We start from the raw sequence: 23,079 nt of genomic DNA on the forward strand, positions 1-23,079 counted from the left end.
GTAATTCGCCTGTCGATGAGAGTACTTCTATGTAATGTTTGCTGTCTGCATGGATGCTGATTACAGCAAATAAGTCGTCTTTTGGTGAGTAATCATAATAGATAATATTTCCATCGGTGACGTTATGAATAACACTGCTTTCATTTTTTTCGACAGAGTAGCTTATTAACTGCCATTGAGAAGACTCGCGTTGTCACAGAGCGATGTTATTGTTATTCAACCAATGAGGTGATTTGATCTCTGAACTTTTGCACTCTAGCAAAACATTCATAGGTTGCGGTGCTATTAACGCTTTAGCAAACTCCATACTCATTAGTTGATAGCATTTTTTTTGTACTATGGGTTTTTCACAGTTCATTGTGCGAATAAACACGAGCTCCTTTCCACTAGGGGAAAAGCTATGACTACCATAACTGTCTATGTGCTCTGTGAGTTTATGCTCTTGTTTGGTCTTTAAGTTTTTAGCCCAAATATTATTTACGCATTCTTCTTCTGAAAAGCGATGAAAAATAATATAGTTACCGTCTGGAGAATAAATGCTTGCAAACTCTTTTCCATCTGATGCCGTTAGAGCACGAATTTCTCCAACTGAAAACAGTTTAGATTCATCCGGTATTACAAAGCGAACCCCGATAAAGCTACATACAATGAGAATGATAACAAATAGCGGCAGTTTTGTTTTCCAATATGACATTGCGCTTGGTGACGCGACATGGTGGGTAGAGCGAGCTCTGTCTATTTGGACAGGAATTTGCTCTAATTGAGTTGACCACTGAACTTTGCACTCTAAGCTATAGCCTTGTTTGGCGTGTGTTTTAATATAAATCTGCCCTTTGCCATCATCACCAAGGGCTTTTCGAAGCTGTGCAATACTACGCTGTAAACTATTTGTGGTAACTATTGTGTCTGGCCATACTGTAGAAAGCAAAACTTCTTGGCAGACCACTTCTCCTTGATTCTTTGCCAAATAAGTCAGTACGGATAATGCCTTGGGTGCAATGACCTGTGATTCTTGATTTCGTGTGATCTGATTTCTAGATATGTCGACATAAAATTCACCAACCCAATATTGCTTTGTCATAGAGCCTCTATTTCACTTGTTTTGTTTTTATTATTGAATGAAGCGCCATCAGAATACCGACGTTAGATATAAAATTCAAACAGGTAACTAGCTGATTGATAAATTTATATTCCTTTAAAAAGAATTTTAGCCAGAGTGGTAAACTCTCCACTTACAACACCTGAAAATTTAAACGAGGAAGCGACAAGGTTGTTATTGCTAGAACGATGAGATGTCAAAGTATTTAAGAATACGCTGTGTATTTAAAAAAACGCACTTTGCTATACCTCTTTTCTTAAGTTATACACATTAATACCTTTTTTATTATAAAGATATGATTGCAATATAAAAATTATTTGACTGTGATATTATCTAACCGTTATTGAGATACTTAATCTGGTTGTGCCACTTGGTACAACTCGTTTATAAAAGGAAAGGGGTTATGCTAAGGGTCAGTTTGGGTGTGGTGATGTTGTGTTGGGGAATGATGGCTTATTCAAAAACCAGTCATCCTTTAGCTGTTTGTATGTCTTTACATGAAATTGCGGCTTCAACCTTTGAGCAAAAATCACGAGGCCAGCCAAAGCAAGTGCTCTTGGCCAGATTGTCGCCAAAACAAGTTTTAGCGCAATCAGAATTGACCAAGCCAGCAGATATTATTGCTTTGAATATGCATGACATAATTGACGAAGTATATGACTTTCAGCCACTTCCTATGAGTGTATATGGTCAGTATGCAGTGGAAAGGTGCATTAGGCGAGTTGATAATTTTCCCATAGCGTCTTACGGATTGATATTTCCAGAATTACAGCAATGTGTGAAGTTAGGCTCTCGTCGAACAATAGCTGGTTGCGTAACTGATGCGCTTATTAATACTCAAATGGACAGCAAAATTTAATCCGTTTAATTAAAAACCCTTGGTGCCTATTTATATTGGAAATATTGGGTGCACTGGTTTTGAAATTGGAAAATGAAATCGCGCACCTACGTGTTATAGAATACGCGATTGATTTTATACTACTTAGTTTTGACTTCTACTTATGCACAGTGAATAGGGTGTGTAGTAGGGCAAGCGCAGCCTGTTTCATACGGCAAATTTGACGGGCAAGTGCCATCATTGTAAGTATTTGGAGCACAGCCAATTGTTCTCCAAAAACCACCTGCGATATTAGGTGTTTGCACATTGGCGAGTTCTTTTTGTTGGCTTAGATTTTTCAATTTCTTCTTATTTAGTTTCATGAACTTTCCTTATTTTAGTTTTTTAGTGATGTACTTTATATCTCTAGTGTAATTCCTTACGTCATAGTGCATTAGGAAAGAGTTTAAAAAGCCGCACTGTGTTAACATTAATTTAACCTTAATGGTGTGTTTTTGCAAGAACATATTTGTATAAATAATAGGAATGGTGAAATTAAAGGTATTTTAATCTCGAATTAATATAAGTAGGGCTATTTTTTCGTTGTCTCAAAAGTGTTTTTAAAATATTGATCTTGATATTCTCTATATTGAAATTTTATTTATTAATTAAATACTAAAGAAATGATGAGAAATGCCGATATTTTTTGAAGTGAGCATAAGGAAATCAAAATGCATATAAAACCCGCTCTAAATATAAATTTGGCTGACTCTAAGCCCTCGGTAACAAATGCTCGAATTGAAAAAGCTGATAAACTGGATCAAGAACAAGTTGCAGAAATCCTAACTCCGCGTTATCCGGCTCCTCAACCTGATCTATATGACCCTTACATGCGAGCGAAAAAGCACAAAGTTCAAGTCATTGATATGTCGAGCGGGGGAGCAAATAAAGCCCCGCAGTATCGTTATGGAGAACTGACAAAATTGGAAGATATCGACGCTTATTTGACCCATGAAGATAGGCTGACTACAGAGCAAAAAGACTTACTTCGAACACATGTTCCCTCAAAGGAACTTCTATCACTCATGGATAAAATGGATGATGAAACACTGAACCAGTTTGTCGATGTTTTAGCCAAGTCATTTCGTCTAGATTCATTTATGGGCGCTGGGTTTAATAAAGAAAAATCTGAGGAGCTGATATCGCTACTTAGCTCAATGTCAGAAGAAGACATCCAGAATACGGTAAGCACACTCGCTGCTTTATCTGAGCAGGAAGAAGAAAATGTTAGAATGTTTATTGCTTTAGATACCGACTTTGACCACAGTGAAACTTTGTTTAAAACATTCTCAGAAGCTGCAAATTACAAACAGCTTGAAAGAGAAAATTTACATTTTGCAAAACTGACACATCAATATGTAGATTTACTTTCTAAAAATAGATACTCACAAGGCGAAATGACGTCTATTAATCAGCATTTAAAAGAAAGTACGCGTGAGCAGAGTATGGGTATTATGGACATGGCTAATCATGTAAAAAATAATGATAGGTCATCATTTCTTTCCATGTTGGACGAGTCTGACAAAAGCAATGAAAACAATATTTTTTCCTATGCAAGCAAACTTGTTGATTTAGAGGAATATACAAGTGGCTATGACAGTTCGCATGGTGGTCATGTTTTATTTACTGATAGAATGGAAACCGAATCAGAAAGACGCAATATGTATAGCAATCTAATAGATGCTTACGAGAAGCAAGGTGTTGGATGGATGCAGGATGTCATTGAACATACTCATGAAACTCCACCTCAGATACAGTCTGATATTTGGAAAAATATAAACGACACTATTGAAGATAATCCAGCATTATTTGAAAAATCGGACTCTGTGGAGGCGTGGATGGAGATAAATTTATCCTCAATTCAACGAGAATTTGAAAATCAACAAATAGACCAAATTTATGATGCAGTGGAAGAGATGGAGCTTCCAATAGATATTGGAAGATTGACCTGGGTGTATCATGAAACTCTGCGCGTAAATAAAGAGAGTGTCGTTAGCTAACCGAAGGGGTATACCTTTGCATTGTATACCCCAACTGCCTGCTTATTAATGAATTTTAAAGGTGTTTATATTGCTAAAGTTTAATGATGTACACTTCATTGTTTTTGCCTGTACCGGCAAACAGAGTTCGTTGGTCTGCTGACAAGCTTAAAACCGAGACACCATTTATTGTATTATTTTTAAATTGCTTAATATGTCTCTTTAAAGACAATTTCCCACTTGATGGGGACAGTTCATAGACTAAAATTCCTTCCCCAGCTTCTCCTGCAGCAAAAAGCATATTATGTTTGCTAGCAAATGCGATACAGCATGCACCGCTTAAGCTTGTTGGTGTGGGGGTCGAGAGGATTTGGTGATGAACAAATGTATCTGAGCTGTTTTTCTTAAAAACGTTAATGTTATTGCTTTTGGATGCGGCCACAAATAAAAACTGATTATCAGGGCTGATTAATATTTGTTGCGGTTTTTGCATTGCCTCAATGTTGTCTGAGCCGTGAGTAAGCGTTTGAGTCAAAGCATATTTCCCATCCGCGTCTTTTTTTAATATGGATATTTTGCTTTCTTCAAAACCATTAACGTACAGCCAATTCTCGTCGTTAGATTGACTAATGGAAGTTGGCTTTCCCCAGTTTATTTTCGGCAGTAGTTGGTCATGTGGGGAGAGCACTCCTGCGCTATCAATGTCAAAAACAGAGACTGCATTGCTTAGGTAGCTAGCGACATATAAGGTATTACTTTGCTCTGAAAAGTGCGTGCTCCATGCACCGAGTAAGCTTAGGGTATCTTTATGTTTTACTTTTTTATAATCAGAAAAAGCTTGCTTGATATTAATATCATTGCCTAAAGTTTGAACATGCTCAAAGTGTCCACTTTTATTACGTTTAAATGACGTGAGCGATCCACTGTAAAACGAGGTAACGATGGCAACGTCATTATGCTCTATGTATGTCACATCTGACGCACCTTCGAGTGCCAAAGTTGGATATTTGGAGCTGGAAAAACTCTGTAAGAAACTGAATTTATTGTCACTCCCTTCACTAAAGACAGACAGCGAATTACTGTCTCCACTGGCGATCAATAGCGTTCGATTGTTCGTTGAAGTGATATCACGAGGATTTGCAATTTCTTGATTTAAGTTCTCGGTATGTCGGAGGATCTGTATTGCTTCGAGCTCACTCGGTTTTTTATTTTGTGGGAGCGCTTCAGCTTGGCCTGTTATAGTTATCATTAGCAGAGGCGCTAAAATTCGATAATACATAAGATCTCTTAATGGTATGAAGTTGTATGATTGGAAATCGACTTCATATAATCATGGATAGGGTTTTAAATCAATAAGCTCATTTTTTATACTTTATTGTTGGTTATCTTGATTAAACTTATTATATATTCTATTAGCTTTTGACTTTTCAATTTAGAAAATAAGTCGACTAAAAACTAAAGGAGTAGGAATGGAGTTCAATTCTTTATATGTCTTTATCGTTGCTTGCTTGGCGATTAACCTGATCCCAGGTCCAGATGTGATTTATATTGTCTCAAATACTATGAGAGGCAAAGTGGTAGATGGCTTTAAAGCGGCAGCTGGTTTAGGCTTTGGCTATGCGTTTCATACAGCTGCTGCTTGCTTGGGTTTGTCAGCAATTATTTTAAGCTCGGCGGTATTGTTCAACCTAATTAAGATTTTAGGTGCTGTCTACTTATGTTATTTAGGTGTGAAATCTTTAATTTCAATGTACCAAGGTAAATCTAGTATAAATTTGGAGGCTAATAACGAGCTCGAGAGCAATGTTTTGCTGCAAGGGTTCATTGTCAGTGTCTTAAACCCAAAAGTTGCCTTGTTTTTCTTATCCTTTTTACCACAATTCATAAACCCAAATAGCGAAGCGGCAACCCAAAACTTACTTATCTATGGCTTGATATTTAGTGTGTTAGCCACGCTTTGCAACATTATCTATGCACTGGCAGGGAGTTGGGCGTTTGGTCGACAAAGCGCCAAGCGTTATACACGGGCACTTGAGGGCGTTTCTGGGGCAATTTTAATTGGTTTAGCAGGGAAAATTGCCATTGATGGCAAGTAACCCCATCGCACTATATAAGAACCAGAGAAACCTATTCATAATGGGAATTGATGATGAAAAGTAAGGTATTACATATTTATAGATGTCTGCTACTCGCTAGTTCGTTATTTTTACTTCTGCTAAGTGTGGTTCCAGGCGCTATGTCTGTCCTAGCATTTTATGCCTCATTGATTGTACTCCTGCTGTCTATCATGACTATCCAAGGTAATGTTTATTGGTGTTTTAAGTTAGTAAGCATCACTGTAGGTTTGGGTATGCTGCTAGTGAACGATTATCTTAGGCTGTTTGCTGGTCTACCATCTGAATCCTTGCTCGGTAAGTTAGTTATGTACTCTGGTTTTGTTACTATCGTCTTGTTTGGAATTAAGCGGGTATTGAGCATGCGTATAAATAGCGCGTAATAGTGTATAAGTGCCAACAATTAAGCAGACTTTTTTGTTATAAAAGCTGAATTAAAACGGAGGCGATTATGGTGATACCTTCTATGAAGATACCTACACGCAAATTTTCATTTGGGCAGTGTGGGTTGTTATCAGCATTTAGCTTTTGTTTATGGCGAATCATGGCTGCTGCCATGCGGCTGACCGTCAGCTTGTATGTAGACTAAAACGGTTTTCTTTGCGTTTGGGTTGATGCGCTTCGCGTAAATAAGCGTGCTGCCTGACATCTCCAAGGGGGGAGATTCAACCCCGCGTTGATTGAATGCTTGGATTAGCCATGAAGAAAGCTTTTTATGTCTTCTTGATTGTGTGTCATTTGGCAAACTGAGTAAGTTTTTATATAGCTGAACTGCCTGCTGTGTTTGTTTTATTACTTGTTTGCATAAAGCCTTGTAATATACAACACCAGAAGCAAATGCAGTTATTGGTAATAGGCTAGATAAAGCTGATACCCATAAAAGTATCGTATTTATTACTTTTTTCATCCTTAATGTCTCTTTTTTGTTTTACTATAAAGCCCACAATTAGTTATTAATTGTAATGCTGACTGTGTCAATGAAAATAAAATAGATTTTGTCTAGCTTAGAGCTCGGATGATTCATAAAAATAATAAGGAACAATCATGAATATAGCCAAAGGCTTTATATGTTTCATGGCTTTATACTCTGGTGCGGTATTTGCCAGTTGCAAGAATAATAATGAGCAAGTGAATGTAAATGGTACTTGCACAAAGATACAAACATTTAAAAGTGATAAATTGACCAATTCACCGACTCTTTTAGTTTCTTTACATGGAGATTCACCATTTTCTGGTCCAAGCTATCAATACTTTTTTGCCTCGACACTTGCTAAAAAAGTAGACAATCTGGTCGCTGTGGGCCTTTTAAGGCCTGGCTATACAGATGCCATGAACAAAACGTCTGATGGAGAGCGAGGCCAAACAAATGGTGAGAATTATAGTGATGATCGAGTAAAGCAAGTTGCACAAGCAATCAGCGCATTAAAAGCTCGGCATAATGCAGATAAATTGATTGTTGCTGGCCATTCAGGTGGTGGTGCAATTACTGCAAAAATTGTCGCCCAATTTCCTAGGTTAATTGATCATGCTTATATAGTGTCTTGTCCTTGTGACATTAATGAATGGAGAAAATACATATCTGACACGCGTGGTTGGCGTCAATTTAAGGGAGATATTGATGTCGCATCTCCGATTGAATTGGTAAAACACATACCGAAATCCACCAAAATAACATTGTTGGTTGGAGACCAAGATAATATTACCAAACCACAGTTAACACTTGATTATAAAAAGGCGCTAGATAAGCATCGTATTGACAGTGAATTAGAAGTGGTTGCTGGTGGACATGACATTTTCTTATTCCCCGAAGTAACGACTCATTTGATGAAAACTATTCAGGCTTACAATCAATAATATAAGATAGGCTTCGCTGGTTTTATTTATGGCAATCCATTTATTTTGACTCGTATTAATTCAACACTAAAACGTGAGTAGACTCTGAAGTTTTAATGATTGAACCCTTAAAATACAATGACAACATAGGTTGGTTGCCTTTAATAATGCACTTTTAGGTATTAAGTCCAAACAGGGAGTTTAAATTTAATTTTTATCCGTACAATCGTTTGTAGCCAGTTTGCTGTCTATCGAAAAATTTTGGAACCTTGCAGCTGAAAAGCTGGTGCCAACGCGACAAGAATACCATGAACTACGAGTTGTAGTTGATGACGAGTGTGGGTTTGACGTCGTCTTTAGCTCAGAATTTCAATGCGTTGTCTAAAAGCTGGTAAGTAAAGACGTACATTGATAGACACAAAAGTCGGTAGCTTTTGAGGGCACTTGTCGCCCTCATCGATTACTTAATTGTGTGACTGCGTTTTAATTCGTTGATGATGGCATTAGCAAGGGGTGAGGCCGAATTGTTTTTTGCGGTGATCAATGAAACCGGAATGGTATACGCATATTTTTGCGGTAATATGGCTTTTAAAATACCTTTATCAACCCAGTAACTGGCGTAGTGTTCGGGTAAGTAGCCAATAAATGCGCCGGATAAAATTAAATGTGCAATCCCCTCATCATGATAAGCAATGGCGGTATTCATATAATTCAGACCATCATTTCTGACCTCTTTATCTCGCATATAGTTACTTGAGACGACTTCTGCACTTTTAAGCAGTTTATTGACCTGCGAAGGCTTGCAATCAAATAGAGGGTGATCTTTGGCACAGTACAGAAAGTTTTTTTCATCATAAAGGGGAATGTACTCTAGGCCACGCAAATGGTGCCGGCTAACACCTAAACCCACGAGCGAGCGCCCGTTGATCACAGAAGTTTCAACTTCTTTCGCTTCACAAACATTAATATCAAATTGAATATTGTCGCTTTGTGTTTTTAATGACGCGATAGCGTTTGCTATTCCACAGCGGGGGTCGCTGGCCATGGTGTCTATTACCGCAATGGTTACACGTCCAGATAATTCATTCTTAGAACTGGCAACCGTCGTTGCAAATGCCTCGCATTGTTGCAAAAGCTCAAGAGAGGCTTGGTATGTAATGCGACCAGGCTCTGTGAGTTCGAAGCCGCCTCGACCGCGCTTGCACAGTTTTATCCCTAACCTGACTTCTAAGTCCGATAAGTGTGAGCTAATGGTGGAGCGACCAATGTTTAAGCGAGATTCTGCGGCGGATAGGCCTCCAGATTCAACTATGGCCACAAAGATCCTCAATAGGCGTAGGTCAACGTCATGAACTTGCACAGTTTTTCTCCTAAAAGCAGCACGCGAACTGGCTAAAAAGTGGTTGTAATTTAAAGCTGGGCTTATTTTAGTGGAAAGTTTGCCAAGGTAACATCATTAAGTTTGATAAAATCGGAATGAATTACGATTATCTATAATTTATAAAACATCATTACAGCGTTAATATGGCACCATCAAGCACATAGTTGCTTAGGAAAAGCATATATTTAGGAGAATAAGATGACGTTTAGATATGGTGTAGATCGTCTGAACCTTGATATTGTAAACGGCATAGCCGATGGCAGTATTGAAGCAGAGCTTTGTCAGGAAGCATTAGATAAAATTAACAAAAGCCGTCAACGAGTAGACAAGATGGCTGCGTCTGATAAAGCAGTATATGGTATCAATACTGGTTTTGGTCCGCTGTGCGACACGCAAGTTTCCCCTGAAGAGACCAAACTTCTGCAAAAGAACCTACTAATAACGCATGCCGTTGGTGTAGGTAATCCAATTGCGAAACCTATCTCTAAGCTAATGCTTATCACTAAAGTACACGCACTTAGCCAAGGCTTTTCAGGCATTCGCCTAGAAGTGGTTGAGCGTATGCTTAAGTTTATTGAACTAGACATTATCCCAGTTGTGCCAGAGCAAGGCTCTGTAGGTGCATCAGGTGACCTTGCGCCGCTTTCTCACTTATTCTTACCTTTATTAGGTGAAGGCGAGTTTTGGGTAGGCGATGAGATCCAGCCAGCAGCTAAAGTACTCGCAGATAACAACTTAGAAGCCATGGACCTTGACTCAAAAGAAGGACTTGCGCTTATCAATGGTACGCAATTCATCTTATCTCATGCCATTACTGGTTTGACTAAAATGCGTTACTTATTAGACCTTGCTGATGTAGCCGGTGCGATGAGTATTGAAGGCATGCAGGGCAGTGAGCAGCCATTCCGTGAAGAGCTACATGCTATCCGTGCATTTGAAGGTAACATTGCAGTTGCAAAACGCATGCGCCGTTTATTCAAAGATTCACAGAATATGGCTGACCATGAAGAGTGCGATCGCGTTCAAGACCCATATTCACTTAGATGTATCCCGCAGGTGCACGGCGCATCGCGCAACGCATTTAACCACTTAAAAGAGCTTGCTGAGACAGAAATGAACTCAGTAACAGACAACCCAATCGTTATCAGTGAAGAAGAAGCCATCTCTGGTGGTAGCTTCCACGGCCAGCCTTTAGCTATGGTACTTGACTACGCGTCAATTGCAGCCGCTGAGCTTGGTAATATCTCTGATCGTCGTTGTTATTTACTACTTGAAGGCTTACATGGACTACCTAGACTACTCACGACATCAGGTGGTCTAAACTCAGGTATGATGATCCCTCAGTATACGACTGCGGCCTTGGTAACAGAAAATAAATCGCTGTGTTTCCCACCGTCTGCTGACAGTGTACCGACGTCGATGGGTCAAGAAGACCACGTATCAATGGGCAGTATTTCAGGTCGCAAATTCAACCAAATCTTGGGTAACCTTGAAAAGATTTTTGCAATTGAGTTGATGTATGCAGCGCAAGCGGTTGATTTTAGACGTCCGAATACATGTTCAGATATTATTGAACAGAATCACGCCTTGATCCGTACAAAGGTCGCGAAACTTGAAGAAGACAGACTACTTAAGCCAGACATTGATGCCATGGTTGAGTTTGTTAAGTCACAAGCATTTACGGTTACAGTGAACTAAGGAAATCCGACATGAATTTTCAAGAACAAATAAAGCAGGGTATCCCTAGCGTATTGCCTGAAGCAAAGCCATATCCGGCGGGGGCAAACCGTGCGCCAAAGCGTAAAGACATTTTAAGCCCAGAAGAAAAGCAGCTAGCAGTAAGAAACGCGCTGCGCTACTTCCCAAAGGAGTGGCACAAAGAACTTGCAGCTGAATTTGCGCAAGAATTAAAAGATTTTGGTCGTATTTATATGTACCGTTTTAAGCCTAATTATGAGCTTAAGGCGCGTTCGATTTCAGACTATCCAGCTAAATGCGAGCAAGCTGCGGCAATCATGTTGATGATTGACAACAACTTAGATCCGGCAGTTGCACAGCATCCAGAAGAGCTTATTACGTACGGTGGTAACGGTGCAGTATTCCAAAACTGGGCACAATACCTACTTGTAATGAAGTACTTAAGTGAAATGGAAGAAGACCAAACACTTCATATGTACTCAGGCCATCCTATGGGATTATTCCCGTCATCAAAAGATGCGCCACGCGTTGTCGTAACAAACGGTATGATGATCCCGAACTACTCTCAGCCAGATGACTGGGAAAAGTTCAACGCACTGGGTGTCACACAGTACGGCCAGATGACAGCGGGTTCTTTCATGTACATTGGTCCTCAGGGCATTGTACACGGTACAACCATCACGGTAATGAACGCATTCCGTAAAGTACTGGAAAAGGGCGATAGTCCAAAAGGTAAGATCTTCTTAACCGCAGGTCTTGGTGGCATGAGTGGCGCGCAGCCGAAAGCAGGTAACATTGCCAACTGTATTACTGTATGTGCAGAGGTAAACCCGAAAGCGGCGATTAAACGTCATGAGCAAGGTTGGGTTGATGAATTAGTCGACAATATGCCTGATTTGGTTGCTCGTGTTAAAAAAGCACAAGCAGACGAAGAGGTAGTGTCTATTGCATTTATCGGTAACATCGTTGATGTATGGGAGTCATTCCTTGCAGAAGACATATTTGTGCACCTTGGCTCAGACCAAACATCACTTCATAACCCGTGGTCAGGTGGTTATTACCCAGTTGGGATCAGTTATGAAGAGTCAAACCGCTTAATTCGTGAAGAGCCTGAAGTATTCAAAGAAAAAGTACAAGCGACACTTAAGCGCCACGCTGATGCTGTCAACAAGCATACTGCAAAAGGTACTTACTTCTTCGACTACGGTAATGCATTCTTACTTGAGTCTTCACGTGCTGGTGGCGATGTGATGGCCGAAAATGGTATTGACTTTAAATATCCATCTTATGTTCAGGATATTTTAGGTCCTATGTGTTTTGACTATGGCTTTGGCCCATTCCGTTGGGTGTGTACATCAGGTAAACCAGAAGATTTAGACAAGACTGACGCAATTGCTGCAAAAGTGCTTGAAGAAATCATGGCTGAGTCACCAGAAGAGATTCAGCAGCAGATGCAAGACAACATTACTTGGATCAAAGACGCAAAAGAAAACAAGCTGGTTGTTGGCTCACAAGCACGTATTCTTTACGCAGATGCTGAAGGCCGTATCAAGATTGCTAAAGCATTTAATGATGCTATTGAACGTGGTGAAATTGGTCCAGTTGTTCTTGGCCGTGATCACCATGATGTATCAGGTACTGATTCGCCATTCCGTGAAACATCTAACATTTATGATGGCAGCCGCTTTACAGCTGATATGGCGATCCACAACGTCATTGGTGACGGTTTCCGTGGCGCTACTTGGGTTTCAATTCACAACGGCGGCGGTGTTGGCTGGGGTGAAGTTATCAATGGTGGTTTTGGTATGTTGTTAGATGGTTCAAGCGATGCTGAACGTCGACTAGAATCTATGCTGCTATTTGATGTAAACAATGGTATTGCACGTCGCAGCTGGGCACGTAACGAAGAAGCTAATTTTGCAATTAAACGTGAAATGGCCAGAACGCCAAAATTGAAAGTAACACTTTCGAACAACGTGGATGATGATATTTTAGATAACTTATCTCTATAACCGCATCTTAATATAGAGCTTAAGGTAATCTTAAGCTCTATTCTTTTGTTCAAAAATTCCCGCACAGACAAAATATACATTTCTATATCCTCAGCTATATCTTCTTCGATACCGTAGGTACGTGCGAAAGCTCATTTATCGATCAATTTGATCTAATCATTAAGTACTTAAATGAGAAAATATTCTAGTGAATTTTATCTAATAATAACGTACTGGTTTTGTAATGAAATGAGAAAAATTATTCCCTTTTTATACAGCAGTGTTAAATCTGCTCAAATTAAATACATTATTTAATTAGTAAATTCAAAAAAATGGCATAATAATGAAATATAAATCTATGTTTTTGATCAAAAAAGTATAAAATTTCATAAAAATAAGGTTTTTAAGGATTAAAAAACCTGATATCGTGTCTGTGTTGAATGTAACTAACCAAAGGAAATTATAATGTTACTTAAATTAAGCAAAAAGAAAGTGAAAAACCTAAGCGCGTCTAAAAAGTCGCTTAATAATCAACAGACACCTCAGGTTGGTGGTGGACAAACTTTTGAAACAATCGGTTGTTTACCAACCGTGAAGTGCCAGGTTTCTTGGCAGTGTTATTCAGACGACTGCTAACGAAAAAAACAAGCATTGCTTGTGTTTGTAAATATCCTTAACCCTTGTCGTAGGTCTTAATTGACCTACTTTCAGTTTTAAAACTAACCTTTTCATTTCTTAGATATAAACTTCATATATATTTTAGTTGGTCTTTGTTAATTCGGATTTCAATAATTCAATCTAGATTTGTTATTGCCTGTGCTTAGTAAAGCACTACAAGCCAAATAGATGAGTTTATGAATATAAAGGCATCTGTGAAATTAAAAAGTAAAATTAAGGAATAATCATGGCACATAGCCAGATAAAAAATGTTGTTTTTGATATAGGTAACGTTGTAGTGCGTTGGTCGCCACAAGAAATAATTAAGCTGACTTTTCCAGAATCAGACTCGTGTGAGCAGTTGGCCCAATCAGTGTTTGGTTCAGAAATTTGGCTAGACATTAACAAAGGCATTACCACTGAGCATGAGACTCAATGCAGGTATCAACGAGAGTTTAACTTCAGCGCACAAGATACCAAACGGCTTTTTTACTACATAAAGCATACGCAAATTTTAATATATAAATCTACAGAACTGATCCAACGAGTCAAACAAGCTGGTTATGGTGTATATGCGTTAACAGACAATGTCCATGAAACAGTTGAGTTTTTGAAAGCTTCCTATGATTTTTGGGACTTGTTTGATGGCACTATTATTTCAGCTGATCTAGGTATGCTAAAGCCACAACCTGAGATATATCACGCATTATTGGTGCAGTATGGGCTAATTGCAAATGAAACGGTATTCTTAGATGACATGCCCCATAATATTGCTGGTGCAAAAGCGGTTGGCATGGAAGCAATTCAATTTCAAAGTGCACAGCAAGGTGAATCTGCACTCAAATCCTTGGGTTTAGAATTGTAATTTAAGTAAGCGTTTAACTTTGTTTTAAGCGTTGGCTAAATATACGAGGAGCGATTAAGAAGCTGCATTATAATTAGAACGATTTAAGACATTGATTTGGGAGTATATTAGACATTCAGAATAAGTCTTCACATCATATTTTCCCTGAAAAGTTAATCGTTTTAAAAATAAAAATGGTGCTACGCTAGGCGCGTGTTTTTTATCTGTGTAAAATGCTAGGGAAGTATTTTGATATATGTTCACTCCCCCATAATGTGATAAGGCTCCTGTAAAATTATCTGAGCTTTTACCTAATATTCAAAATTTTGAATGCTTGTAGGTGATTTAATGGTATTTTATGCGGGGTTTGCTTTTTTAAGTGCGGTGAAATATTGCTTAAGTGAACAAATAAACTAACTCATGAAATTAATAATCTTGCATAAAACTAGATTATCATCCAACTTATGTATTCCCAACAGCTATACACGTTGATTGGAATAAAGACATTGAAGGTGATGAGTGCTTCTATCGTGTCAGCCATTTTGAGGTGTTCGAGTAAAGTCACTTTATTAAAATAATTAATAAAATCTTTGCAGGCGCTTGTCCTTCGTACATTTCAGCTAGGAATTCACCGCCGGCTTTTCTCGGTGTTAAAGATATAGGGAAAATATGTGGAATTGGTTACTAAGAATAATTAAAAAAGATAAGTACAGAGCGCCTAAAATCATTGCAATTGAAATTTTGCTAGCGCATCTCGAAGTATCCCAAAAATCAGATTGTAAATCTTTAATATATGAAGTTGAGGTGCTTTTAAAAGAGTTTGAGAGTGCAGTAACGATAGATGTGTCAGATGCATTGAAGCTTTATAATGAGCCTTCTGAATTAATTGATATTGCAAAAAGTAATGACTGGTTGCAAGAATGCTTATCAGTAAAGGCACAGCTTGAGTTTTATCAGGCTTGGAAACTTTATTAGGTTATCAGCCAAGCGATATCTATATTAGGCGATTGCTAATCAAATTATAAATTAATATTCTGATAAGCTTGAACTTCAATCTTCAAATGTCTGATTTAGCTGCACATTTGACATAAAGCATGTTAAAAAGGCATAAAAGTTCATCACATAGGTGAAGTATTTAGTGATATATGATTTATTAAAAGAGGTGTCGCCTATTCATGCTTGGCTATTCTGAACGGCAAAGACTATACATGGCAACGTTATTTTTGTGTAAAAAATAAACATGGGTTAAAGCATTTTATGGAGGATAGTGGAGCTTTTTTGAAAAACGGAGTCTTGGCTTAGTTTTGAAGTTATCTAAAATTCTATCTTTTATGTAATACCTCTGGGTGCACTTGATAAGTTTATTTTTCAAGATCAAAAGTAAGAGGAAGCCATAGTTTGAATACATAACACTTACTACTTTGCAATATACAATCGCGTTTTTCACTCATTTCAGAGGCCACAGCTCAATTATATATGCACCTATTTGACGAGTGCTTATAAATATTTCAGCAAGTAAAGTCATATCATATTGCTTCTTAGATCGGAGTTGCCCTCCAGACATTAAGTAAATTAAAAAATGAATCTAGGTGAATGAATTCTGGTATTTCGTTATCTACCATGTGTTTTTTTAATGGAGATTGACAATGAAAGCCTTTCAAGAATTAAACGCACAACGTGAGCATTGCCGTAGGTTATACATCAGCAGCTGCTGGAATGCAGTTAACCTCTCTGAAATTTACGAGATATCAGCAAGGGGTACATCATGTTAGAACTTACAGAGGTAGGTACACAGCTGATCTTTATTGGGATGGTGTTGTTCCTTGCGGGTTTAATACAAGGAGCATTGATACCTAAAGTCAAAAACTCGCGTATGGCACTTTCTGGGCACCTGACTGCTGTGCAATGTGCCATGGCTTTAGCAATCCTAGGCGTTATGTGGTCATTAGTTGAGCTGCCGGCATTAGTTGCAATATTTGCAGCTTATGGATGTGCATTTGGTTTCGTATTTATTTGGCTAGGTATAACGGTTGCATCTGTCACAGGTGCAAGTAAGGCACTTCCAATTGCTGGCGCAGGGTACTCGGCAAATGCGACTTTAGAGTTGATGGTTAAGGTTATGGTTAGATTTGGGTCATTGCTGTCACTTATCGCCTGTACCTTGTTAGTTTTTGGTTTGGTGCCGATATTTTTGCAGTCATTATAGCTAAGCAGCCTCCGACCTTTAGGCTCTTGTGCCGGTGCGTTAGTCATTGTTCGATGGTCGTCGTGGTGAGGTGCACTGGTATCTGTTCAGGTTTATGGCAATGATATTTATTATGCGTCTGATGAACAAGTTAAGCCGATATTATGTTTGGTTGTGCATTTTGAGACTTCTAGAGCTAGGAGAGCCGCGAAAAATAATACCCAACACGCGTTCTGAAATTGCATTCTTAAACTTAATAATAATTTTTGTTTGGTTTGTAATAAAGTTAAGCAGCCATTTAAAAGTATCTAAGCGGATCATTTTGGACTGGCGCAATTTATATTTTTTGCCGTAAATAATGCCAGCCAAATCGTTTGTTTGCGGTTTTTATTTATCTTTGAATTTTTGTATATCAACTAGAGCTCAGTATATCTCTTTGGTATATGCGTATCCGTATATTTGCCGTCAGAGTTGTATATTTTAAGAATCGTTTTGCTGATTAACTAGGTGAGTCAAAAATTGCTCTTTCATCTCCTCATCAAGTACTTTTGAGGGCAATAAATTTTGAAGCCAGATAAAGGCGGTTATTCACTAGAAGTAATTCGAAGCGGTGTTTTTGGCATGTCTTTGCGAGTCGTACGTGCGTTTGGAGCATGGATAAAAAGGGCGATTTCATAGCAAGTTCAATTTTGACTTATTTACATGGGTATCTAAATAGTTTTCGGTGTCAGTCACATATCACTGTTATGCGACAACTGACGTATTTTAACCATTCCTCATTTGGTGACATTTGTTTAACTTATTGTTATGGTTGAAGGTATTAAGGTGCGCATATAAATGGCTGCGGCTATGCGGCAGAGATTACGTCGTTGTTATACGATATTTGTCGTAGATAAAAATGTAATATCGCTTTGTAAGGTCAAGCGTTGAATAAAAAAGAAAGCAAGGAAAGTGGTATCTTATATGCGGTGTTCATTACTGTGTTGTTGTATTTCTTTTTTAAAATTACTTTGATCTTTTCAATAGTGTCAGGCAGAAATTTCAGCTGTTTAAGCTCTGTTTGGAGTAACTCTTATGCTGTTGTTATACGGCAGACATTACGCTGTTGTTATGCGACATTTATCGTAGATAAAGATGTTATATCTAATGTGAAAAAGGAGAATATATTTGTTTCAATTAGCAATGATGATCGCTGGTTTCGGTTTAGGTATTTTTAGTTTATGCCAAAGCTTTGGTTATATAAGTATTAAAAACTCTGAAAAAATGGATTAAGCTGAGTTAGCTCACAAAAAACTTATGCTTAAAGTTAGTGGTCTCGCCATGTTTGGGGTAGGTATCATTTATACACTAGAGCTTCTTGGTGTTTGGTAAGCTTATAGATAAAACAAGCCAATTAAGTACGGGACTGCTAAAGCTTGGCTCAGTTTCGCTCCGCTACACAATTTTAGCCAAGCATTATCAGCCCCTTATTGGAGTGTTAGGTTTCAACATGAATTTGACTACGCGTAAACTGTGGTACTTATTCTTTGGTGCTGGTGGGTATTTAGCTGGTATTCCAGCAATTTTGGGTTTAACTGCATCAGGAATAGCGGTCCTACTAGGTGAAGCTGCATCGTTAGATTTGTTTGTGGTTACTCTCGGTGGCTTTATTGGTTTAAGTACGGCCACTTTCACTTGGTTAAATCTACCAATTAGCAAGCTAAAAATTAAGGCGTGGTTAACATTGGGAATTACCGTAGGGTGTGGCTCTTCAATTGCTGCACTTACGATTGTATGGACTTGGCCACCAGTTTTTTTAAATGGTGATTTTTGGGATATATCCATTGGTAGCTATGTCTATTTTCTTCCGCCTATAGTAGGTTTAATTTTAATTTTAATTTGTGAAATCTGGCTTGCAGAAAAATAAAGTGCTTAAACTAGGTCTGAAACCTAACAAGTGCATTATGAGCGGAACCAAAAAAGCTTGGCTTGGTTCGTACCTCACCAATTATAGCCAAGCATTTTGCCCCGCATATGCGGGCGTTAGGTATTACATGAAGTTTGGTATCACGCTACTAATTTTATTATTTTCCTCGCGTTCATACGCATGCTTTAGTGGTGTTGGTTATGAGCAAAATTGGAATGATTCAATTAACTTACTTTTAATTTCATTTTTTATTGGTGTTATAGTAACTTTTATTTGGTATATTAAAAAACGCCAGCGCTTGTATATTCCTATCACTATATTTGCCATCGCTTGTATTCCATCTGGTATAGAAATGTTGCGTTATGGTAATGGTGATTGTGGCACAAGTTTATTAAAAGTATCTATTTGGCCAATTTATATAATGGCTGTTTTCTTGCTGTATGAGGCTATAAAATTTATAAATTTAAGGTTTGGTGAAGGTAACACCTAACAAGGCCGTTAAACCGTGGACACAAAATAGCAGGCTTGTGCTCCTTCGTCGTCAATGTTAGCCAAGCATTTGGCGCCTATTAGTAAAGCGTTATATTTTTAAGGGAACTTTGGTGAAAAATCTTGCAAAAGTACTATTTCTTAGTGTAATCGTTCTTAATTCAGGTTGTGCTTCAAAAAGACCTATAAATCTAACAAGTGAAGCTCGCATTGGTATTTACTCTAGTGTGACAGATGAAACAAATAATAATATCTGGGATGAAACCACAGCTCGTTCAGGCCAACAGAAAGATATTGTTGTTGATGTAAGTTGGGGGTTGAAAGAGAAGGTTGAAGCTAGCTTAGTTAAAGCCGCAAAGAAGAAATGGTTGATAGATGCGCCAATAGTAGCAAGTCTTGAAGCTGACTTAGGGGCTGGAGACGCGATATCTTACGGTTTTAGCTCTGTTTATGAAAAGTTCATTCCAGCACTAACTGAAGTAAAAGATAGGTATGATTTAGATGTAATAATCATAGCAAAACCCGCATGGCGCTACTATCACGGCGAAACCCCTCTGTACAATAAAGGTATCGGCGTTCAATCTTTTGAGGATGGACTTTCTGGTCATGTCGCAGTTGAAATGTTTGCAGTAGATCTGCACACAATGAAAATAATATTCCCAGCAATACAAGATGGAATTACTATGCAGCCCTTCATTAAGAGCTTTGACCTGTCAGATAATTACGCAGATGTTGATCGTAATGCCGGAACGGTATCAATAAAAGATGCTTATAAAAGCAAAGTGTTCATGGAAGTAGATAGTATTGTTAATTGGTTCATCAACGAAGTGCCTATTACCTTTAGTGCTAAAAAAATATAACAAGGCGCTCAATCGGATAAATTGCAGCTGGCTGGCGCTTCGCGCAGTATAGCCAGCAGCAATTTACCGATTAGATAAGCGTTATGTGTAACAGAGGGAATGTGGAAGAACGAAAAATATCTCCAATAGTTATATTTTTAAGCTCCTTTTCAGTCGCGATGTTTAATGGTTGGCTTATATATTTACTTATTCATTATTGGTTTCATATAGGTAAGGCACCACATGAGACTTTAATTGTGGCCGCATACTTTATGTTTTCCGCTTGTTTATTTATTTTAATCAATTCCGTGATACTTTGGTTCGGACATAAGCTCTTAAATCACCTATTAAAAAGAATTTGTTGGGTTAATTTATTAATCTCTTATGGTTGTGTTTTATATATTATTTTTGAGGCGCCGCTGTAAAGGTACACATAACAAATTAATTAAACTGTGGAGGCAAAACAGCAGGCTTGCGCTCATTCTTCGCTTAGTTTGGTCTGCTATTTTTCGCTGTTTATTAAGGCGTTATATGTCAAGCCAGAGTTATGAGAAAGAATAAACAAAGGGAATTACGTTTTACTCTCGAAGAAAAAGATGGCGTTGTAATAACTGTGCTTTAAGATGCAAATGACATGTCTTTACATCACACCATTAGGGGTTGGCAAACCCTAGAATTAGATCACCGAGAAAAACGAAAGAGCAGTTAGAGCAATTAACACCTGTTATTGCATCTATACATCACAAAGATCTTAAAGAGTTTCTTGAGCATAATATCGAAGGTGTGAATCAAGAGATAAATAAACATAACCACGAAATTCGTAAGTCTTTAAAAAGAATGCAAAGTCTTACACATTATGTGATTACAGCAAAAGAAATCTTAGATAAGATGGATTAACACATGACAAGCTGTTCAAGCAGGACTGCTAAAGTTTGGCTCGGTTTCGCTTCGCCACACAACTTTAGCCAAACATTATCAGTCCCTTAACAGGAGTTGTGCTAACAAGCAATTAGACAGGGGTTATGCCTCAAGGGGGGCTATGAGAAAATATTTAATTTCATTGTTTATACTTTCATTCAGTGTTCATGCTAGTGATAAATTACATTTAGAATTGATAAATGGTAACTGGGTTTGCTTTAACTCTTATGAAGAGGAAGAAGTTACAATTAAAGAAACAATGCAGTATTCGTACGATATAAGTAATTTCACTTACTCTTACCGTTCTAATGTAGAAATGCTCTATCAAAACAAAATTCCACTTGGTACTGTTCTAGTTAATGAAGAAGGTAGCTTTACGTATGAATCATCGCAAATGATATATGATTTAAGAAATGTCAAAATTGATGTTTTAGATGACCCTTTAGAAGCTATCTCCGACAAGGTGATTAATGAAATGGGAGATGATTTAAGAAATGATAAAACACCTTACAAAACGACTTTCATTAATGAAATCGAATGGGAAACTAAAGACCCTAACGATAACTTAACAGTTTTATGTACAAGAGACATAATAAATTAATTAAACAATGGACGCAAAACTGCAGGTTGTGTCCGTTGCACTCCTAATTTTAGCCTGCTATATAGTGCCGTTTACGGCAAGCGTTAGTTTTTTGATGATGATTCGTTTTATATTTTTAAGTTTGTTTATGATTGCAGGGTCTGCTATGGCTTCAAATGAAATGGGGCCACCAGAGGGAATTTCGGCTGAAGATTGGAAAGCTTATCTTGAACACAAAAAGGATTGGGAAACCATGCTTCAGCAAAGGTTTGAAAATGAGCTAAAAGCGACTCCTCCGTTACCTCCTTGGGAGAAGTTTCCTGAATATGAACCTAGCAATATATTTTGGCGAATGGGTGTAGGTGAAGAATATCTAACTGATTATTTTGGTGTTTATTTAAAGTACGCAAGTAAAGACGATATTCAAGCATATAAATTAAAACATCCGGCCCCTAAAGCTTGGGCAAGTTGGTATAAAAGTTAATTAAACAAAGGACGCCAAAACTTGGCTTGCGTCACTTAGTTCCTAATTTTAGCCAAACCTTTCCGCCTATTAGGCTGGCGTTATGTTTCAAAGGAAGTACGATGCAAATTACAAAATGGAAATCACTGAGGCTGCTCTGGCTTCCATGGTTTATATTCCACCTTTATATCTATATTGAAATTTCGTTTTTTGTAGACTCACCTGATGTTATTCAGGTAATACGAAGTTTGATGACCTCTTCAATTTTGATTGGTTGTATATTTTATGCTCTAGGTATCCGGTTCCTTAACAGAACATTCTGGCAATCTTTGTTGGTTCTAGGGATCATTGACGAACTAATTGGATGGTTCGAAGAAGGCGGCTTAGACACAGTTACAGTAGTCGTAATTTTTTCATTTTATTTTGTTTTAGCGCTATACGCTTTTCAAAACAAAACAATTTGGCGGTTTCATCAAGTATCTGAAACATAACAAGCCACTAAAGCGTGGCTCGCAACAGTTGGTACGGTCTCGCTTCAATACACATTTAGCCAACTATAGATTCACAAAGGACAGGCACAAACTCATCGTATAAGTGACATTGCTTTACCACTATTTAACTGTATGTAATTTGGTTACATATTGATAAGGTATGTGTATATAACAGATCGATACTGCTGCGATGTATATGAGGAGTTGTATGATATTTAGTAAAATAGAAGAAATGCACTGGGACAGCATTTTAGACATTCAAGAAAAATCTTACCAAGAGATTGGTACTGAAGAACTAGAGGTGCTTCAAAGTAAAAATTACGCATCTTCTGATACTTGTTTTGTATGTTTATCCAATCACGGAGATGTACTCGGATATGTATTAGCCCACCCATGGAGTGGCATCGTGCCACCAAAGTTATTCGAGCCTTTACCAAATATCGCTTATTGTGAGTATTTATACTTACATGATATGGCCATAGCCCCTTATTCAAAAGGGAAAGGAATAGGTCGGGCGGCTGCCTTAAAATTGATAGAAATAGCACAGAAAAAAGGAATTCATAAAGTAAGCTTGGTAGCGGTACAAGGCTCCGATAGTTTTTGGTCGTTGATTGGATTCCAGAAGGTCAAAGGAGCTAATGTATGTGCAAACTATGGCGAAAATGCCATTTTTATGGAGAAGATTCTTAGCGAAGTAAAATAAATATTGGCGAAATATATTCTATTAACTCGTTT

The 23,079-nt window shown here is 38.0% G+C and carries 24 protein-coding genes; 19 read left to right on the top strand and 5 right to left on the bottom strand.

Going from position 1 to position 23,079, the window contains the following annotated elements:
* Positions 1–193 precede the first annotated feature (193 nt).
* On the bottom strand, positions 194–1,081 hold the full coding sequence (locus tag QNM16_RS03350) for a winged helix-turn-helix domain-containing protein (protein WP_284019162.1): 888 nt from the start codon (positions 1,079–1,081) through the stop codon (positions 194–196).
* A gap of 421 nt (positions 1,082–1,502) precedes the next feature.
* Between QNM16_RS03350 and QNM16_RS03355 the strand changes: the two genes are divergently transcribed.
* Positions 1,503–1,958 carry a hypothetical protein gene (locus QNM16_RS03355; protein WP_284019163.1) on the top strand — a complete coding sequence of 152 codons (456 nt, stop codon included), beginning with the start codon at positions 1,503–1,505 and terminating at the stop codon, positions 1,956–1,958.
* 140 nt (positions 1,959–2,098) lie between these two features.
* Here the strand turns inward: QNM16_RS03355 and QNM16_RS03360 are convergent, their stop codons facing one another.
* Positions 2,099–2,299, bottom strand: a complete 201-nt coding sequence (locus tag QNM16_RS03360) for a hypothetical protein (RefSeq protein ID WP_211037461.1) — start codon at positions 2,297–2,299, stop codon at positions 2,099–2,101.
* 348 nt (positions 2,300–2,647) lie between these two features.
* Here QNM16_RS03360 and QNM16_RS03365 point away from each other — a divergent pair, with 348 nt between their 5' ends.
* A complete protein-coding gene (locus QNM16_RS03365; protein WP_284019164.1) occupies positions 2,648–3,976 on the top strand; it encodes a hypothetical protein in 1,329 nt (442 codons plus the stop codon).
* Positions 3,977–4,049: 73 nt separating this feature from the next.
* Here the strand turns inward: QNM16_RS03365 and QNM16_RS03370 are convergent, their stop codons facing one another.
* Positions 4,050–5,234: a beta-propeller fold lactonase family protein gene (locus QNM16_RS03370; RefSeq protein ID WP_284019165.1), complete on the bottom strand. Its 1,185-nt coding sequence runs from the start codon at positions 5,232–5,234 to the stop codon at positions 4,050–4,052.
* Between the two features lie 190 nt (positions 5,235–5,424).
* On the opposite strand from QNM16_RS03370, the gene QNM16_RS03375 reads away from it, so the two are divergent.
* Both QNM16_RS03375 and QNM16_RS03380 read left to right on the top strand, forming a co-directional pair.
* Positions 5,425–6,051, top strand: coding sequence for a LysE family translocator (locus QNM16_RS03375; protein ID WP_284019166.1), 627 nt, complete (start codon positions 5,425–5,427; stop codon positions 6,049–6,051).
* 50 nt (positions 6,052–6,101) lie between these two features.
* Complete coding sequence (locus tag QNM16_RS03380; protein ID WP_284019167.1) at positions 6,102–6,452, top strand: hypothetical protein; 351 nt, start codon at positions 6,102–6,104, stop codon at positions 6,450–6,452.
* A 149-nt stretch (positions 6,453–6,601) separates the two neighbouring features.
* On the opposite strand, the gene QNM16_RS03385 is transcribed toward QNM16_RS03380, so the two are convergent.
* Entirely contained in the window at positions 6,602–6,976 is a 375-nt protein-coding gene (locus tag QNM16_RS03385) for a hypothetical protein (RefSeq protein WP_284019168.1), read from the bottom strand.
* A 137-nt stretch (positions 6,977–7,113) separates the two neighbouring features.
* Between QNM16_RS03385 and QNM16_RS03390 the strand changes: the two genes are divergently transcribed.
* Entirely contained in the window at positions 7,114–7,923 is an 810-nt protein-coding gene (locus tag QNM16_RS03390) for an alpha/beta hydrolase family protein (protein ID WP_284019169.1), read from the top strand.
* A gap of 439 nt (positions 7,924–8,362) precedes the next feature.
* Here the strand turns inward: QNM16_RS03390 and QNM16_RS03395 are convergent, their stop codons facing one another.
* A complete protein-coding gene (locus tag QNM16_RS03395) occupies positions 8,363–9,262 on the bottom strand; it encodes a LysR family transcriptional regulator (protein ID WP_284019170.1) in 900 nt (299 codons plus the stop codon).
* A gap of 219 nt (positions 9,263–9,481) precedes the next feature.
* On the opposite strand from QNM16_RS03395, the gene hutH reads away from it, so the two are divergent.
* The 14 genes from hutH to QNM16_RS03460 all read left to right on the top strand — a co-directional run bounded on the left by hutH (position 9,482) and on the right by QNM16_RS03460 (position 23,047).
* Positions 9,482–10,981, top strand: coding sequence for a histidine ammonia-lyase (gene hutH, locus QNM16_RS03400; protein WP_063361198.1), 1,500 nt, complete (start codon positions 9,482–9,484; stop codon positions 10,979–10,981).
* Between the two features lie 11 nt (positions 10,982–10,992).
* A complete protein-coding gene (locus tag QNM16_RS03405; protein ID WP_284019171.1) occupies positions 10,993–12,993 on the top strand; it encodes a urocanate hydratase in 2,001 nt (666 codons plus the stop codon).
* A 444-nt stretch (positions 12,994–13,437) separates the two neighbouring features.
* Positions 13,438–13,608 carry a hypothetical protein gene (locus QNM16_RS03410; protein ID WP_155731981.1) on the top strand — a complete coding sequence of 57 codons (171 nt, stop codon included), beginning with the start codon at positions 13,438–13,440 and terminating at the stop codon, positions 13,606–13,608.
* Between the two features lie 268 nt (positions 13,609–13,876).
* Positions 13,877–14,494 carry an HAD family hydrolase gene (locus tag QNM16_RS03415; protein ID WP_284019173.1) on the top strand — a complete coding sequence of 206 codons (618 nt, stop codon included), beginning with the start codon at positions 13,877–13,879 and terminating at the stop codon, positions 14,492–14,494.
* Positions 14,495–14,912: 418 nt separating this feature from the next.
* A complete protein-coding gene (locus QNM16_RS26450; RefSeq protein WP_369291456.1) occupies positions 14,913–15,032 on the top strand; it encodes a DUF6174 domain-containing protein in 120 nt (39 codons plus the stop codon).
* Between the two features lie 110 nt (positions 15,033–15,142).
* Positions 15,143–15,448 (top strand): hypothetical protein, encoded by a 306-nt coding sequence (locus tag QNM16_RS03420; protein ID WP_284019174.1) that lies wholly within the window; start codon positions 15,143–15,145, stop codon positions 15,446–15,448.
* Between the two features lie 790 nt (positions 15,449–16,238).
* Positions 16,239–16,679, top strand: a complete 441-nt coding sequence (locus QNM16_RS03425; RefSeq protein WP_284019175.1) for a hydrogenase — start codon at positions 16,239–16,241, stop codon at positions 16,677–16,679.
* A 1,339-nt stretch (positions 16,680–18,018) separates the two neighbouring features.
* The gene (locus tag QNM16_RS03430) at positions 18,019–18,564 is read left to right on the top strand and encodes a hypothetical protein (RefSeq protein WP_284019176.1); all 546 of its coding nucleotides are present in this window, start codon (positions 18,019–18,021) and stop codon (positions 18,562–18,564) included.
* 127 nt (positions 18,565–18,691) lie between these two features.
* Complete coding sequence (locus tag QNM16_RS03435; protein WP_284019177.1) at positions 18,692–19,054, top strand: hypothetical protein; 363 nt, start codon at positions 18,692–18,694, stop codon at positions 19,052–19,054.
* 112 nt (positions 19,055–19,166) lie between these two features.
* Positions 19,167–19,913, top strand: a complete 747-nt coding sequence (locus QNM16_RS03440; RefSeq protein WP_284019178.1) for a hypothetical protein — start codon at positions 19,167–19,169, stop codon at positions 19,911–19,913.
* A 1,018-nt stretch (positions 19,914–20,931) separates the two neighbouring features.
* A complete protein-coding gene (locus tag QNM16_RS03445; protein ID WP_284019179.1) occupies positions 20,932–21,411 on the top strand; it encodes a hypothetical protein in 480 nt (159 codons plus the stop codon).
* A 94-nt stretch (positions 21,412–21,505) separates the two neighbouring features.
* Complete coding sequence (locus QNM16_RS03450; RefSeq protein WP_284019180.1) at positions 21,506–21,874, top strand: hypothetical protein; 369 nt, start codon at positions 21,506–21,508, stop codon at positions 21,872–21,874.
* A 101-nt stretch (positions 21,875–21,975) separates the two neighbouring features.
* Complete coding sequence (locus QNM16_RS03455; protein ID WP_284019182.1) at positions 21,976–22,344, top strand: hypothetical protein; 369 nt, start codon at positions 21,976–21,978, stop codon at positions 22,342–22,344.
* Positions 22,345–22,552: 208 nt separating this feature from the next.
* Entirely contained in the window at positions 22,553–23,047 is a 495-nt protein-coding gene (locus tag QNM16_RS03460) for a GNAT family N-acetyltransferase (protein WP_284019183.1), read from the top strand.
* Positions 23,048–23,079: the final 32 nt, after the last annotated feature.

The sequence above is a fragment of the Pseudoalteromonas umbrosa genome (assembly GCF_030125375.1).
GTDB classification, from domain to species: domain Bacteria; phylum Pseudomonadota; class Gammaproteobacteria; order Enterobacterales; family Alteromonadaceae; genus Pseudoalteromonas; species Pseudoalteromonas umbrosa.